The organism is Paraburkholderia terrae, from assembly GCF_002902925.1.
GTDB lineage: Bacteria > Pseudomonadota > Gammaproteobacteria > Burkholderiales > Burkholderiaceae > Paraburkholderia > Paraburkholderia terrae.
This window is the reverse complement of record NZ_CP026112.1, coordinates 689,713-705,657: the sequence shown is the minus strand read 5'-3', so window position 1 is coordinate 705,657 and position 15,945 is coordinate 689,713. Positions and strand designations below refer to the sequence as shown.

11 protein-coding genes are annotated in these 15,945 nt (G+C 59.1%); 3 read left to right on the top strand and 8 right to left on the bottom strand.

The window, feature by feature from the left end; genetic code table 11:
• Window positions 1-21: 21 nt before the first annotated feature.
• Complete coding sequence (locus C2L65_RS19325) at window positions 22-648, top strand: phosphatase PAP2 family protein (protein ID WP_042304531.1); 627 nt, start codon at window positions 22-24, stop codon at window positions 646-648.
• 17 nt (window positions 649-665) lie between these two features.
• Here the strand turns inward: C2L65_RS19325 and C2L65_RS19320 are convergent, their stop codons facing one another.
• From C2L65_RS19320 to C2L65_RS19295, 6 genes are all read right to left on the bottom strand, one after another.
• On the bottom strand, window positions 666-1,859 hold the full coding sequence (locus tag C2L65_RS19320) for a glycosyltransferase family 4 protein (protein WP_042304532.1): 1,194 nt from the start codon (window positions 1,857-1,859) through the stop codon (window positions 666-668).
• 80 nt (window positions 1,860-1,939) lie between these two features.
• On the bottom strand, window positions 1,940-3,256 hold the full coding sequence (locus C2L65_RS19315; RefSeq protein WP_042304533.1) for a lipopolysaccharide biosynthesis protein: 1,317 nt from the start codon (window positions 3,254-3,256) through the stop codon (window positions 1,940-1,942).
• Window positions 3,257-3,289: 33 nt separating this feature from the next.
• The gene (locus C2L65_RS19310; protein WP_042304534.1) at window positions 3,290-4,300 is read right to left on the bottom strand and encodes a glycosyltransferase family 2 protein; all 1,011 of its coding nucleotides are present in this window, start codon (window positions 4,298-4,300) and stop codon (window positions 3,290-3,292) included.
• Window positions 4,301-4,400: 100 nt separating this feature from the next.
• The gene (locus C2L65_RS19305) at window positions 4,401-5,855 is read right to left on the bottom strand and encodes a hypothetical protein (protein ID WP_042304535.1); all 1,455 of its coding nucleotides are present in this window, start codon (window positions 5,853-5,855) and stop codon (window positions 4,401-4,403) included.
• A gap of 7 nt (window positions 5,856-5,862) precedes the next feature.
• Window positions 5,863-6,978: a glycosyltransferase family 4 protein gene (locus C2L65_RS19300; protein WP_042304536.1), complete on the bottom strand. Its 1,116-nt coding sequence runs from the start codon at window positions 6,976-6,978 to the stop codon at window positions 5,863-5,865.
• A gap of 58 nt (window positions 6,979-7,036) precedes the next feature.
• A complete protein-coding gene (locus tag C2L65_RS19295) occupies window positions 7,037-9,379 on the bottom strand; it encodes a polysaccharide biosynthesis tyrosine autokinase (RefSeq protein WP_233446581.1) in 2,343 nt (780 codons plus the stop codon).
• Between the two features lie 1,083 nt (window positions 9,380-10,462).
• On the opposite strand from C2L65_RS19295, the gene C2L65_RS19290 reads away from it, so the two are divergent.
• Window positions 10,463-11,395, top strand: coding sequence for a helix-turn-helix domain-containing protein (locus C2L65_RS19290; protein ID WP_081920735.1), 933 nt, complete (start codon window positions 10,463-10,465; stop codon window positions 11,393-11,395).
• A gap of 179 nt (window positions 11,396-11,574) precedes the next feature.
• Window positions 11,575-12,435: an ATP-grasp fold amidoligase family protein gene (locus C2L65_RS19285; protein WP_229513782.1), complete on the top strand. Its 861-nt coding sequence runs from the start codon at window positions 11,575-11,577 to the stop codon at window positions 12,433-12,435.
• Window positions 12,436-12,497: 62 nt separating this feature from the next.
• Here C2L65_RS19285 and C2L65_RS19280 read toward each other — a convergent pair whose 3' ends face one another.
• Window positions 12,498-14,048 (bottom strand): hypothetical protein, encoded by a 1,551-nt coding sequence (locus C2L65_RS19280; protein WP_042304538.1) that lies wholly within the window; start codon window positions 14,046-14,048, stop codon window positions 12,498-12,500.
• 788 nt (window positions 14,049-14,836) lie between these two features.
• The gene (locus C2L65_RS46640) at window positions 14,837-15,493 is read right to left on the bottom strand and encodes a helix-turn-helix domain-containing protein (RefSeq protein WP_233446580.1); all 657 of its coding nucleotides are present in this window, start codon (window positions 15,491-15,493) and stop codon (window positions 14,837-14,839) included.
• Window positions 15,494-15,945: the final 452 nt, after the last annotated feature.

Sequence of the window (15,945 nt, the reverse complement as noted above, 5' to 3'; positions counted from 1 at the left end):
ACAGAACAAATAGCCCGATATATGTGGACAGTCCTTTCCAATGTTGGCGATGCCGCTGTTACGCTGCCCGTGGCGATCGTGTGCACAATCTGGATTGCAATGAGTGATGTGAGGCTCGCGATACGCTGGGCGCTCGCGCTGGGCTGCGGCATGCTGTTGGTCGGCGCAAGCAAGATCTTGTACTACACATGGGGCGTCGCGCTGCCGGTGGCGCACTTCCGCGTTATCAGCGGCCATACGATGCTATCGACGGCTGTGTGGGCCGTCGTGTTCACGCTGCAATTGAGATGGTGGCGGCTGCCTGCTTATCCAGGCATCATTGCAGGCATCGCCGCCGGACTGCTCTTGGGCGCACTGACAGGGGCTTCGCGGGTGCATGGACATTCGCACTCGATCGCCGAAGTCTGCGTGGGTTGGGCAGTCGGCGCAGCCGTCGCCGCGGCGTTCCTGCGGACGGCGCTTCGCGTCGAATTTCGACGGTTACGGCCTATCGGGTCGACGATTTGCCTGCTAGCCGTGTCGACATTGACCTACGGGCACACGGCGCCGTTCCAGGATCTCATCAAGGAGAACTCGGCGGTGCTTAGAGAGAATACGCCCGCGCTCGTATGCGCGCTTTCACACGCGCGACCGGGGGAACACGGCTAAGCACCCTCGCGAGCGGTTCAGACGAGCAGATGCCGCTCGCGCTCTTCGTCCGTCAATGACACTTCATCTTCGACGGTATACACATGCGCAGGATCGGTGAGATTATCCGGCAGCCGGTCTTCGATGAATGACGTCAACGCCGTCTTGAACCGCTCCGATGAAAAGCGTTCCGCGTTCTTGCGGCATTGACGCGCATCGAACAGACGGGAGTACTTTTCGAACCTGTCGACGGCTTCCAGCAGCGATTCAGCTGTCTGCTCCTGGAAGAACACCCCCGTGGGCCGCTCGCGCGGCAAGCCGAGCACCGACTCCAACGCTCCGCCCCGTCCCAATGCGACGACAGGTGTCCCGCACGCCTGCGCTTCGACGACCGAAATGCCGAAATCTTCTTCCGCCGCGAACACGAAGGCACGTGCGCGCTGCAGATGATCGACCAGCACGTCGAACGGCTGATGGCCGAGAATCGTGACGTTATCCCCCGCAGCAGCCTTGACCTTCTTCATATCCGGCCCATCGCCGATCACGACCAGTCTGCGCTCCGGCGTTTGCGAGAACGCCTTGACGATCAGATCGATGCGCTTATACGGAACCATGCGGGACGCCGTGACGTAGAAGTTCTCCTTGCCCTCGCGAATCGGCATATGGCTGAGATCGACGGGCGGGTAAATAACCGTCGCATCGCGCTGATAGGCTTTCCTGATCCGGCGTGCGATGAACTTCGAATTAGCAAGAAGATGATCGACGCCATTCGCGGAGCGCGAATCCCAGCCGCGAATGTAGTGCAGCAGCACGCGGGCCATCGCCGATTTGACGCCCGCCGTCAGACGCGACTCTCTCAGGTACTGATGCTGAAGATCCCACGCGTAGCGTATCGGCGAATGCACATAGCTTATGTGCAGCTGGTTCGGCCCTGTCAGCACGCCTTTCGCTACCGCATGCGAACTGGAAATGACGAGGTCGTAGGCTGACAGGTCGAGCTGTTCGATCGCAATCGGCATCAAGGGCAGATACGCCCGGTAGCGTTTGCGCGCGAACGGCAAGCGCTGGATGAACGATGTGCGGACCGGCTTGCCTTTTATGCATGCGCGGTCCTCCATGAAATCGACCAGCGAAAACAGGTCCGCATTCGGGAAGCACTCGATAATGTTCTGCAATACCTTCTCAGCACCACCCGATACCACCAACCAGTCATGAACAATGGCAACTTTCAACGCGACCTCCTTGTGCTCGTCAAGTCCGTCCGTACTTTCCCGGTCTTTTCAATCCGCTTCGTCCAGAAACAGGGCCTCACTCAATCCTCCTTGCCCGCGCCAGCCTGACCGCGTGTTCCCCACGCGACCCGCGCCATCGCGATAGCACGCCCGGCGCCCGGCACGAGGGTGATCAATTCCAGTCGAACCATGAGGGTCAACAGCATCGCCGACAGCGAAAGCTCGCCGATCACGCGAGCGAATGCCATACCTTCTGCGCCGTATCGCGGGGCGAGATAGAGCGCCGCGAGCAGATTCGCGACGCCGGAAGCGGCGCCTGCAATAGCCAGCAAGCGATCTTTTTTTCGCGGCACGAACACGTAGAACGCAGCGAATTCGTTGAAGGCCGCAAACGGAAACATCCATGCGAAGCACTGCAGCACATGCCCGCTCGGCGTAAACGCCGCCCCGAGAATCAATGGAAGAACGATGGGCGACAACGTCAACGCGCCGCAAAACACCAGCAGGCCGTAGCCCAGCATCAGCGTCGCGCCGCGCCGCGTGGTCGCGTGCGCGCCCTCCTTATCACCCTGCGCAAGCTGGCGCGAGATGGTCGGAATGAACACTTGCGAGGCGGGCCCCATCAGGCTCAGCCCGATCGTCGCAAAGCGCTCCGCTGCGCCGAAATAGCCCACTTGGGCCGGCGTGGAGAGCAGCGTCAGCAGATACGTCGACGATGCAGTGAGCACGACCGAACCCGACGAATAGCAGAACAGCATCGTCGAGCCTTTTACGAGCGACGCGATGCCGGAAAACGAAAGATGCGGCCGCCCCAGCTGATACGTCGCCAGTGCATAGGAAATGGCCAGAGACAGCACGCCCGCCGTCAACAGACTACCGACGACCCAAACCGAGTCCGCCGGCCCTCTCACGAGGCACAGCACGAGCGCCAGACTCACCGCAAAGCCGAATACCTCGATCATGATCGGCGTGCGGAAATGGTGACGCCCTTGATAGAGCCAGCCCAGATTCAATGCCGACACCACGCCCAGCGTAGTTGCCAGCAAACCGATCAGCGGTCGCTCGGACAATGTCGGCGAACAGAAGGTCGCAACAACGCCGATGCAAGCGCCCAGCGCGCACAATGCAAGGCGCGCGCTCGTATGCAACGAGTAAATGGCGTTGCATTCGCTATTGTTCTGAGCCTTCGATATCTCGCGCATGCCGACGAATGTGAAGCCGTAGCTCGCCAGCATCCAGATGACGTTCATCAGCGACATCGCCGCGAGAACACGTCCGTATTCGGCGACGCCAAGCACGCGTCCATAGAAAGGCACGACGATGATGAGGTACACGTACCTCATCAGATATCCGCCATAGACGAATGCTATGACGTTAGCGCTCTTCTTACCATCCATTCCCACCTCTCCTGTATTGGCGACGCTTCACGGCTATTGCTCGACCGTGCCGCGGCGCGCAAGCGGATTGGTGATGTATCGGACCACGAAGTCTGAAAGAGGTGAGTACGGCAACAGACAGAGACTCGACAGAAAGAGCGTGCCGGCCTTCTTTTTCAGGCTCCAGAAAGGGTTGGCGACGATCGTGTGCATATAGGCGCGCGAATCGTTCAGCATCCAGCGCCACCGTGCGCCGAGCGACGCATGATAGAGACTCGATCCGAAGTACGCTTTCTCATGCGCGAAATCATGGAATGCAGGCGGTAGTTCGAGATTCATCCGCTCCTTGGCGATTTCACGCAGCGTGACCCAGCGCTCCTTGAACGCCTTCGGCGCCTTCTTGATCTGCTCCGAGTTCGCAAACGACACGCTCGGGGTAGCAGAATGATGGACGCGATAGGCACCGAGCGATTGCGGTATCGTCGCGACGGCACCGATCAGCGCGGCCCCGTAGATCGCATAGAAGTCCGCGCCATAGCGGTTGATGCCGCCTTCCGGCACAGGAAAGACCGCTTTCAGCGCGCTCACGCTATACGCATTGCCCGACGCCGGCGGCGACGGATAGAGCCAGCCTTCTCTCAGCAAACGGCCGCAGTCGGCGGGCGGCTCAGAGTGCGGAATGTAGGCGCCCGTCTGCTTGCCCGACTCGTCGATCACGTCGAGACGAAACTGCACTTTTGCCAGATCTTCTTCTTCGAACTTGCGCATGACCTCCGATACCGCGTGGGGATACAGCACATCGTCAGAATCGAGGAAGATCACGTAGTCGGTGCCGGCGAGTTCGACGCCGAGGTTGTATGCGGAAACCTGTCCGCCGTTTTCCTTGAAAACCGCGGAGATACGCGAACCGTATTGCTCGATCACGGCTCGCGAACTGTCCGTCGACCCATCGTCGATGACGATCACCCGCGTTCCGGGATAGTCCTGCGCCAACGAAGAATCGATCGTCTCGGCGATAAAACGTTCATAGTTGTAGTTGCATATGACGATGGCGATGTGTTTCATAGAGCCTCGATACGATGAATTGAGTCAGCGAGCGGGAAACTGAATCCGCTTGCGAAATTGGGCGTACTGGTCTGCCGACTGCAGAAAGAACTCGTCTCTTTCAAGCCGATTTCCCCTGGTTCGCCCGCACGACGAGGTAGGCAAGATGCCTGGGCGGCTTTCTGTCGGCGCCATTGACGTTGTCCGGCACGCGAAACCGTATGTTCATGACGTCGCTATTCCAGTTCAGTGCGGCGTCTTCCTTCGGAGCGGCAGCGCCTGTCAACGCATCGATGAAAAGCACTTGCGCACCGCCCGACTGCGGTGCAATGCCTGCTGCTTCCACGGTGCGCCAACCGGATGGCGCGCTCACCTGGATCACCATGTCCCTGTCCGACAGCAAACCGGAGCCCGACACTTCCGGACCGAATCGAAGCGCCCCTGGAAGCGACGCGAGCGCGCCGGGAATCGTCTGGTTGAGTACGATCAGGCTTTGCCCCGACACGTTGAACGTGCGCACGGGCGGGCCGCGATGCGTGAGGCGGAAAGGCTCATAGCCGTCCCAGTGATAGACCATCGACAGATACTTGTCCGGATCGTCCCAGTTGCGCGCCAGCGCCCATACCGCGAACTCGAAGAAGTAGCGCGGCAAGTAGTGCTCGTCGAGCATGTATCTGTCGCCAATCTCCGTTTGCCACAACCCGCGCGCCGGCCCCTGTTTGACGTATCGTTCATACAGGCGGTCGAGATCTGCAACGGGCAGGTAATGCGTATCGAGGTAGTCCACCCAATCGGCCATTCGCTCGTTCAAACGCGGGCTTCGGTAATCGAGCCACTTGTCGAGATTGTCGAGACCGCCCTGATCCGGCCATCCGCCATAGACGACATAGGCGCCATAGCGTCGAATGATGCGGGCAGCCGGAATATGAATCCGTTCGACATAGTCCTGCATCGCGCGGTCATAAGGTCCGGACTGGCGCTCGTTTTTGTTGAAGTTCGGGCCGTGCCAGAAAGTGGCTTGCGGCAATCCGCCTGACAGACGTCCCGCCGCCTCATTCCAGATCTGGAAATGGCGCACGCCATACGGCGAGCCCGAGTACTTGCGAACCACCGCGTCCACATAACGCTCCCATGCATCGACATCTTCGGGCGCTGATTTCGTGTCGCCGGGAACTCTCGCATTCCACCTCGGCGTATAACCGAGAAACAACAAGGACCGGATTCCATTCTGGTTATTACGCAATACGACCGAGGGCAGATCGCTGTCATAGCGATTGCCTGTCTTGTCGACGCGCATCGGTTGCGTCGGCGCATCCGGCTGTCCGGGCCCAACCGACCCGCGCCCCCAGCTGATGCCCATCTTGTGCCACATCTCGATGTCGGCAGCGGAGCCTGGCCAGCCATTCGTTCCGATCATGTCGACGATCCTGCGAGGCGTGCGATTGCCAACAGGACCGGACGCGGACGCTGCAATCGCATGCATAGGCCGCAAGCCCGCACACGCGAGCGCCGCGAATGTGGCGAGTACACGTCGTCTGGATGGCCGGTAACTGATTCGATCCACAGGCTGCCCCATTCGTTGCTCAGCCGGCCGACACACGTGCTGCGAGTTCCGGAAGAGGCTCGCTCTCCTTGCCGTACAACACATCGAGCAGCCTCTTTGCCGAGCGATCCCAGCGGTATTCCCGCGCATGAGCCATGCCTTTCACCCTGTACCGTTGCCTTATCGCGCCGTCGCTCATCATCAGCGAGATCTTTTCGGCAACGTCTTGCGCGGACATCGCATCGCAGTACATCGCCGCGTCTCCGCACGCTTCGGGAATCGAGGTGCGCGACGAAGCGACAACGGGGCATCCGCAATACATGGCCTCGAGCGGCGGCAATCCAAAGCCTTCATAGAGCGACGGGAAAACCAGGCAGCCCGCGCGTTGATAGAGCGCCTTCAACTCGCTGTCCGACACGAATCCCGCCCAAATCACCTGCTTTGAACGTGACATCGCCTCGATGCCTTCATTAGCAAAAATGCGCGAGTTCTTTCCGCCGACGATTACGAATCTCACATTGCGCAAATGGCTCAGGCCCGAAATCGCTTCGAGAACGCGCTGCAGATTTTTGCGCGGATCGAGGCTCCCGACGATCACGCAGTACGTGTCTTCCCTGAGCTGCAGGCGCTCAATGACGCCGTAATCCGGCACGACGCGATCGAGATGATCGGCACCGGGCTGGATCACGGCGATGCGCGACTCGTCGATCTTCAGGTGATGGCTGATCCGCCGTTTCGAAAACGTGGATACCGTCAGCACGAATGGTTCCATTCTTGGCAGGATCGAGAAGCACAGCCGATACCACAGCAGGAACTTCTTCGAAAAACCATTCGGCGCGTCATAAACGGCCATGTCGTGGACCATTACCACCTGCCTGCGCTTGAGGATCGGATTCGTGTTGCACAGATTGACGAGCGTCCGGCCTCTTGCCGCGAGCGGCAGCGTGATCTGTTCCCATAGCGTGCCCCGCAGCCACGGAAAGCGCCGCTGCCGCTTGAGCGACGCACCGGGCTCCATCGCGTTGTGCGGCACGAAGATCTCCAGTTCGTTGCCCGGTTCTTCACGCATTTGCATTGCTCTCGTGAGTTCATATGCGACCCGTTGCACGCCCGTTACAGGCTGCGATGTGAACTTCCCATTAATCGCGAATGCCATCGTTCTCCGCCTCACGAAGTTGTGCCGTTTGCAGTGGTTGCGTAGTGACATGCCGCCATCAGGCCGCTGTCGCGACTTCGCCGAAGTCGCTCGCATAGTTCGTCGCGTAGCCGTAATTGCGCGTGCTACGACGCAGCGGAATGCCGTTGAAGACAGCGCCTGCAACACGTCCGCCAGCGCGCTCGATCTTCTTGATCGTGTCGGCAATCTCCTCCTCGGTCTGCATGCCCGAACGCAGCACGAGCAGCGATGCACCTGTTTCGTTCGCAATGATCGAAGCGTCCGTCACGGCGAGGAACGGCGGTGTGTCGACGATCACCAGGTCGAAGTGACTGCTCAAGCGTTGCAGTATTTCTCTGAAGCGAGGCCGCGTGAGCAAAGCCGCCGGGTTCTCCGGACGCGCCCCGCAAGACATGAAGGTCACGCCCTCGATGCCGACTTGCCGCAACACATCGCGCAACGGCATCCGCTCGGCAAGCACTTCGGAAAGGCCGCCGCGATTGCTCTGGCTGAAAAATGCGGCGAGATGGCCGCGACGCATGTCGCCGTCGATCAATGCGACCCGCGCTCCTGCCTCCGCGTGCAGCGTCGCGAGATTCGCCGCGACGAAGCTCTTGCCCGCCGATGTGGTCGGCCCCGTCACCATCACGATGTTGTTGCGCGTATGCGCAAGGTCACGCGCCATTGCGGTGCGGACTTCGCGTAGCGCTTCGACGGATGCGTCGTGCGGGAAGCGTTCGGCAAGAATCTTGTTGCCCGAAGTACCGAACGAAGGATCGATCTTTTCGCCCGTTGCCGCCTCGCTTCCTTCGGCACCACGCTGCATCTGCAGCGCACTGCGTCCACCTGCGCCCGGCAACGGTTTGCGCGCGGCCGCCGGCAGGCCCCGATCGAGCAACGACTGCTGATGACTGAACAGCACCTCACCGACGACAGGCACACTCAGACGACGCTCGACATAGCGCGGATCCGTTACGCCGACCAGCACATGGCGGCGCATGAAGACGATGAATACGCCCGCCACGAGACCGAGCACGAAGCCCCCCGGCAGGACGATCAGCGGATCGGGCTTGACGGGGCGATGCGGCCGCACAGCTGTATCGAGAATGTGCGCACCGCCCGTCGTGCTCGCACGACGCACCGTCAATTGCTCGGCCTTCTGCACCATGCCCATGTAGACCGTCTCAGCAACCTTCTGCGCACGAATCAGGTCGACGCTCTCACGCTCGGACGCAGGCATGCCCTGGAAGCGCCCGTCGAACTCGGCTTTCGTCTTCTTCAATTGCGCGAGCTGCGTGTCGACGCTTTGAATCCAGCGGCTTCCAGGCGCGTACTTTTCCAGCAATTGCGTGCGTTGCAGTTCCAGACTGGCAATCTGCCGGTCGAGATCGAGGCCACCTTGCAGATAGGATTGCGCCTCGGTTGTCGGCTGCATCGAATTGGAGTTCGCACGGAAGCTCTTGAGTGCTTCTTCCGATTTGCGCAGGTCGGCAAGCAGGCGCGGCAATTCGCCCTTGATGAAATTCAGTGTCTGCGTGTCGTTCAACTGACGGCCGGCGATCGCTGCCGCGAGGTACTGCTGCCCCAGTGCGTTCGCGACTTCAGCGGCCTTTGAAGGACTCTTGTCCGCGTACTCAATCTGGATGAGGCCGGAGTCCTTCACTTTGTCCGTGATCTTCACGACATCCATGAAGCGTTTGGTCGCATCGACCGAATTCCAGCGGATCACCTCGAAATGCGTACCGGGCCGTGCGGCGAGCTGATTGACCACCATCGAAATGCCGTTGCCTTCGGCTGGCTTGCCGACTGTGCCCTTGATCAGAAATTCGCCCGACGGACCTAGCAGTTCATAGGCGCCGTCGCCGAGCGCAATGAGACTCAGCTTCTCTTCCTCGAGATTCTGCGGAACGTTCAGGTAACCGACCTTGACGACCTCGCCACCCCATGCAAACGACTTCAGACCGAGCCATGCGCCATTCGGCTCGCCTGGCGTCGAGAACTTGTCCGCAATGTCGCCGATGATCGGGATTCGCCGCGGCTTGATCGAAACGTCGAAGCGATATCGGTCGATCACGGGGTCGAGCACCGTTCGGCTGCGCATGACACCCATTTCCGTGCTGGGCGACGGCGCGGGCGGCGGCAGTGCCTCCTGAGTCTGTAGCGCGAGGCCTAGCGCATTGGGCTCGGGCGGGTCGACACGCACGAGCACATCTGCCGAATACACGGGCGTTGCAATGAGCTGATACGCGACGGCGAGCAGAAACACCGCGACGGTGGCCGCCACGATTTCCCAGATGTGGTCCCGCATCAGGTTGAGCATCTCTCGAGCGGTGAGCTGCCCGCGCTCAACCTCTGGGGCAACAGGAAGCGAGTTCGAGGGGTAATAATCCACGGGAATCATCCTTTGATATGCGGTTGTCGAGCAGGCTGCGAAGCTCGTGAATCCACGGCCCGATGGCGGCCTTAAGCCGCCTGACGGGGCGCGACAGAAGCTCGATCAGCCGTGCTCGGGCCGATGATGAGTTACGGGTACGGCTGGCCGACTAGCAATGACGGCCGGCGGCAATTGACGGGGAGCGAGATAACCGAAACCCCCGATGCCATATCAGGAATTCAGGACGAGAAGAGCAAGATGCCTGTGTGTTCACTCATGCGTATCCCCTTTTCCGGCACTGGCGGCACTGGCAATTGCGAAAAGCCCGTCGTGTCTGCGCTGACGCGAAGACCTGTTGGCGTGCCCAACGACAAGCTTCGATCCTCACAACCGCGTGAGGCGAGTGGCGTGTCGTGCATGCTCTCGACGGGAGCAATTCGCCTTGGAAAGAGCGTTTGAAATAGCTTCAGACTGATCACATGAATTGGCTTTCGATCCGCGAAATCGCCATTCCATTGATGTTGCGTTGAAGCATAGACGCACAGAATTCGAATTAGTACAAACCCGGCTTAAATTCGGGTGCTAATGGCCGATATCGTGGAACACGTTACATCGACGACTGACCAGAGAAAGAGTTGTTGCGATCTGAAATTCGTGTAACAGAGTGATACGCGACGCGGAAAATCGCGTAGCACGACGGTAGTGACAGGATGCTATTACGGCGATCCGCTTACGAAATCCTTTCCCATTCTGCGACCCTTATATGGCAAGCCTTTCCGCCGAATAAACCGGCTTTGACTCAAGAAAATCGGACACTTTCTCTCAGAAAATCTTTCCGTGATCAGAAGAAACACCTGGAATTCTAAGTGCATATTTAAGTAAGAATTTCCCAGATCCGAACGATTTCGCCACATCAATCGCGCCAATCAGACAGGCGTCGCATCACTCATTTCTCTAATGTATTCTGATTCGTGTCGAATTGTTGTGTATTAATTTGGAGAGCTAACGGTGAATGGGATTTATCAACCGCATCCGTTGTGTGCCGATGAACGGCTCGAGACATCGAAGTTTGAAAGGCATATTGGTCTGCTGATCGCGCCGCATTGCTCGATGGCGGCTGCGGGCGCGGTCGGCGACGCTTTTTGCCTTGCCAACAAGCTCGAAGCGGAAGTCGGCACCGAGCCTCCGTACCGCTTCTCGGTGCTGTCTGAGACGGGCGGGTTCGTCACGGGCGGCGCCAGCTTTCCGATCTGGACGCAGAAACTCGAACGGTTTCAGCTCGCCGACTTTCACGCCTTCTTCGTTGCTTGCAGCGCCGATCCGATGACCGAGTCGAGCGAGCAGCTTGTCTCTTGGCTGTCCCGCCAGGGACCGGGCACGCCGCCCTGCATGCGGCAGAAAACTGATCTGTTGAGCGGCCCGGCGCAGTCCGCCGTGCCCGTGTTCGTGCTGGACGAAGCTCTTTCGGAGATGCGACCCGCCGGTGCGACGGCGACTGATATGGCCCTCGTGCAGATCGAGCGCGACCTCAACGTGGAGACGGCACGCCGGATCGCACATACGCTGCAGCCGCAAGTCCGTCAGCGCATGCGGCCCGACGCAGATGATCCGGGCGTCGCGACCACGTCCGATAAAATCCGCGAGTCCGCGCACTGGATCAGAGAAAACTATAGCAAGCCCATTTCCGTCAGCCAGGCTGCCGAGTCCGCCGCGATGAGCAAGCGCAACTATCAGCGCCGTTTCAAGGTCGAGTTCGGCATGACCCCGCTCGAATACCTGTTGCGCACGCGCTTCGAAGTCGTCTGCTCGATGCTGATGGACACCGAGCTTCCCATCGACAAGATTGCAAGGCGTTGCGGGATGGGCGACGGCAACCGGCTGGGGCGCATCTTCAAGGTGCGTTACGGCATGTCGCCCACCACCTTTCGCGCCTTGCGCCATCTCGGCAACGGCAATCACACACAAACGCCGACGGCAGCGACGGCTGATCACGTCATCGAATCGACCGCAACAACGGATCCGCTAATGAAGGCTGTTTTCTAGCAGGGCACAGGGTGCGCGAAAAAATGCCAATAACCGAGTATGCGCAGGCCCGTGAAGAGGTGAGCGCGTCTGACGCGAGAGAGGAGGCGCTCGCATCATCCGAAAAAGTCGAGGCGCGCCCGCTGCTGCATGACCATGTTTTGGGAGACCCAATTCAATCGCAGTCAACGATCCGGAGAATGAAAGAGAAGGCGAAGTCGATATTGCCCGATACGCTATTCCTGAGCCTGTTGCACCGGAAATGTATCGGGCGATATCCGCGGCTCGCTCGTCCCGCGACTTTCAACGAGAAGATTCTGCAACGCAATCTTCGTCCGGACCCGCGCTACGTACGCTTGACCGATAAGCTCGACGTTCGGGAATATGTTGCCGCCAAGCTCGGCGAAGATCATCTCGTTCCGCTGATCGCCGCGCCTGATGTGTTCACGCGTGCGGTCTTCGATAGTCTGCCCGATGCGTTCGTGATGAAGGCGAATCACGGCAGCACGTTCGTCGAAATCGTGCGGAACAAGTCGGAGACCACGTTCGAAAGGCTGCAGGAGCTGTCCGAACGGTGGCTATCGACGTCGTTCTATTGGGTCGCACGCGAACGGCACTACAGGAGAATCAAGCCGCGCATCTTCTTCGAGCAGCTTCTACTGGACCGCCAAGGGCGCGTTCCGGCTGATTTCAAGGTGCATTGCTTCGGTGGGCACGCCGGACGCCCGCTCATGTACATTCTTCTGATTACGGACCGGTTCGGCAACAACACGCATGGCGACGTGTTCGACGCGCAATGGCGGCATATGGATGTGATGATCGGCCCCTACACGCGCAGTGCCGAGCCGCCGCCTAGACCTGACAATCTCGAAGCGGTGCTGAAAGCCGCGGCGATCATGGCCGAAGATTTCGACTATGTTCGCGTCGATCTCTATGCCCCCGATAACCGTGTCTATTTCGGTGAATTGACGTTCACGCCAGGGGCTGGCGTATTGCCCTTCACGCCCGACCACATCGATTATGAATGGGGACGACTGCTGGAAGTGAGCGCTGATCTGTGAGGCCGCGCTTCCCCGCTCGCATGCGGGGAAGCATTCGTGGAGCGCGTGGCGCCCGCTGCGGATCAAGAATCCGCGTTGCCCGACACGAAACTCGTGAACGCGCTATACGGCGGATTGAGCGCAACACCGTTAGTCATAATGCCGTACGTGTTGTTGCCGCTATCGAGCACGTAATACATGACCGACTGGATGTTGTGCGTCTTACGCGCCTGATAGAACTTGCCGAGCGTACTGGTGATATAGCTGGCTCGATACGCCTGCGTCTGCTCGGGTCCCGTGTTCCATTCGGTGATGATGAACGGCACACCATAGCGGGCCTTGCAGTACGTCGGCAGATCGAAGCCCGGCCCAGAGCCGTCGATACCGATGTTGAAGATGTCGCCGTACACTTCGTAGTTATGCCACGTCGTGATGTCCCAGCGCACTTTCGGATGACCGCCCGAGCCATCCGGCTGCATGCCGTCCCACAGCGCGTCCGCTGCGCCAATATCGGCGACACAGAAGTTGATGCCGCACTTCGCCGACGGTTGAACCGACTTCACGCCGTCGATCATGCCGCGCATCGCGCCCCGCATGGCGGGCCAGTTCGTGTTGTTGAAGTCGACGGCTTTGGTGCCTGCGTTGGTAAAGTCCAGGATCGTGGCGTTCTGCCGCGTCAACTCGTTTCCGCACTCGTAAAGGGTCACGCCGTATGTCTTGAGTGCATTCGCGACAGCCATCGCAGCCTGCAACCCGCGATTGTATGCGGCTGACTCGCTGGTGAACACGTTGCCGTTCGCGTCGTACACACCCTGGTTGATCAGCACGAGCAGCGAGATCCCCGCCGACTGGAAAGCTTGCGCGAGCTTGGCGACTGCATTCAACTGATTCGGGTCGTCGGTGCAACCCACACGGTAACTCGTGCAGCCCATGCCTTTCAGGATCGATACGAGTTGCGCTGGCGTATAGCTGTAGTCGTAGTGGCCGTTGACGCCGTAGAACATCCCTGCCGTGGCCGCCGTAGCGATGCGCGGATCGTTGCAAGGCAGCCAGCCGCCAACATCCGTGCAGACATAGAACTGTCCGCCCGTTCCCTTGTGCCAGATCTTTCCGCCGTACCACAGCAGCAGCGACACGTTGTACGTGTTGCCGACTGTCTTGCCATTCTTGTAGATGACGCCGTTCACGACGGTCCACATCGCACCCGTCTTGTCGATGATGTACGACGCGGGGGGAATCGCCGTGCCATCGGCCGATGTGCCGCCGAGGCGCGGGTCGTTACAGGCAATCCATGTCGACCCATTCCACGAATAGAACTGACCACCCGTCCCCTGGTGATAGATCACGCCACCATAAAACAGCACGAGCGCGACGTTGTAGTTGTTGCCCGCTTTCACACCGTTCCGGTAGACGGAACCGCCCGACAAGGTCCATGTGGCACCGGAGTTGTCGACGATCGATGTGGCCGACGGAATGGTCGTGCCGTTAGCCGACGCCGCCGCGCGGGCCGTGGCTTTCGCCACCGCGTCGCCGGAAACATCGCTGATACTGCCCGCGCCTCCACCGCACGCGGTGAGGACATAACTGCCACCGAGAGCCGTCAGGCGGCCTAGAAATTGACGTCGTTTATTCATGGCGAGCGCATCCCTGTCGAGAAAGTTCTCGAGAAAAGTCCAAAGAGGTGACTACTGGATTTCGGACCAGGATGGCGGCGCGAGCGACTCCGCATTGCTCAGTAATCCTGACTGGCAATGACGCTTTGTCACCCGATTTTTAGACAGGGAGAAGATGAATGAACCGCCTGCCGCGGTGTTCCCGGCAGGTTCCGACGATTCCCCTAACGTGTTGCCACTACTGCCAACCGTCCTTGTGCATTGCGCAAACATCTCACCTTTCAGGCTGAATGACGTCCGGCAATTTGTTCGCACATATCCTTTCGATCGGCGTAAATAATACCCAAGACATGCGGCAAATTACACCCAAAAATAACTTCATCGGACAATTAGCAGAATTCTTCCGACTATAACTTTCTGGAAAGGAAATTCGCCCTTTGGATTTCTGTGAGTGAATTTCGCGCCGGGATTTCGGACAATATGACCCTATGAGGTACTTTTGTGATCCTGATTGTTTTGCGCATTACGGGTATTGCCGTATTGGAAATCGACAGACGGACGGGCGGTGATGTCGCTTTTACCGAAGAGTCATAATTACCGAAAGGAAAACGCGTTGCGAATGGCGCAATTTTCGTCACGCTGAGAATTTTTTTTCTGTATCGACCCTGGATGCATTCGACGAAAGGAGATTCCCGGTGAAATGAAGCCGGGTGATCGGTCCAATAAACGCGGAGAAAATGCGGCAGCGCGAAACCCAAAGTCACGCGCCGCGATTTGAATCAACTAGCGATATCGGCGCACGGCGCGCGTCATTCGTCACAGGTCGCGAGCGCCAACTGTTGGTGGGCACCACACATCGTCTCGCCATTCGATCCATTTGCATCTGCATTGCCACGTGTCCATGCACGGTACTCGATTGGAGACTTGCCCACACACCGGCGAAACAGCTTGCCGAGTCTGTCGCCGTTGGTCAGCCCAACGCGTCGCGCTACTTTGTCCGCGGGCAGCGACGTCTCCGCGAGCAACTGGCACGCACGCTCGAGCCTGACTCGCTGCAAATACTCGGATGGTGATGCGCCAATGTATGTCTGAAAGTTGCGCAGCAGAGTGCGCTGGCTCATCGCGCAGGCTTCGGCAGCATCGTTCACGCTGACGGCGCGATGACAGTTGTCCTGCAGCCACCGTGCCGCCGCGCGGATTCGATCTCCCGCAGTATTGGCTGCGTCCACGGACGGCGAGAGCCATTCGCTCGAATCGACGAACGATGTGCGGCGTAGCGCTTCGTGCGCGATCGCTTCGCCGAAATCCGCGCGGATCACTTCGAATGCCGCTTTGACGGCACTGCCCAGTTGCGCCCTTCGCCGGCGCGCCTGTTCGTATCCGCTGACCGTGCCTTTGTCGTGGGTCCCATTCGATGCTTCGAAGCCCGCCGTGAAGAGTTTGACGCGCGCACCATTGGCCCTCATCCGTTGCAGCCACCCGCTCAGTAAGGGCGTGTCGCAGGCCGCTCTCGAGAGAGTGCCACCGGCGACGAACACATGGGCAAATCGTTCGTCGCCCGTCTTTGGCAATTCGTCTGTCGAAACGAACAGCGATCGATCGCATTTGACATGTCCGCCACCTTCGGACAGAAATCGCATCTCATACTTTCTCGAAGACTCGCCCGTTGCCAGCGAGCACGCGCATTCAAGCGCCTCCGCGATGGCGCCTATCCCGAGCAGGTCGCACGATTCAGTGAGTACAAAAGCGATACGTTGTGTGGATGACGCTACGCTGCTCTGCTGGTGTGGTATCCATTGCAAGTTGTTCCCGACAAACATGGTCGCTCCCGCGTGCTTTGTGATTGGCATGCCTGCGCATGCAATGACTTCTAAGACGATCGTTAAGACCTTCGCTTAAACGCGAATGTAAAATCGAC

What these genes read in the sequence shown, in the direction of transcription:
- C2L65_RS19310 (WP_042304534.1), bottom strand. Translation starts at nt 4,300, where the DNA reads ATGAAACACATCGCCATCGTCATATGCAACTACAACTATGAACGTTTT.
- C2L65_RS19305 (WP_042304535.1), bottom strand. Translation starts at nt 5,855, where the DNA reads ATGGGGCAGCCTGTGGATCGAATCAGTTACCGGCCATCCAGACGACGT.
- C2L65_RS19315 (WP_042304533.1), bottom strand. Translation starts at nt 3,256, where the DNA reads ATGGATGGTAAGAAGAGCGCTAACGTCATAGCATTCGTCTATGGCGGA.
- C2L65_RS19290 (WP_081920735.1), top strand. Translation starts at nt 10,463, where the DNA reads ATGGCGGCTGCGGGCGCGGTCGGCGACGCTTTTTGCCTTGCCAACAAG.
- C2L65_RS19325 (WP_042304531.1), top strand. Translation starts at nt 22, where the DNA reads ATGTGGACAGTCCTTTCCAATGTTGGCGATGCCGCTGTTACGCTGCCC.
- C2L65_RS19295 (WP_233446581.1), bottom strand. Translation starts at nt 9,379, where the DNA reads ATGATTCCCGTGGATTATTACCCCTCGAACTCGCTTCCTGTTGCCCCA.
- C2L65_RS19285 (WP_229513782.1), top strand. Translation starts at nt 11,575, where the DNA reads ATGAAAGAGAAGGCGAAGTCGATATTGCCCGATACGCTATTCCTGAGC.
- C2L65_RS19280 (WP_042304538.1), bottom strand. Translation starts at nt 14,048, where the DNA reads ATGAATAAACGACGTCAATTTCTAGGCCGCCTGACGGCTCTCGGTGGC.
- C2L65_RS46640 (WP_233446580.1), bottom strand. Translation starts at nt 15,493, where the DNA reads ATGAGGGCCAATGGTGCGCGCGTCAAACTCTTCACGGCGGGCTTCGAA.
- C2L65_RS19300 (WP_042304536.1), bottom strand. Translation starts at nt 6,978, where the DNA reads ATGGCATTCGCGATTAATGGGAAGTTCACATCGCAGCCTGTAACGGGC.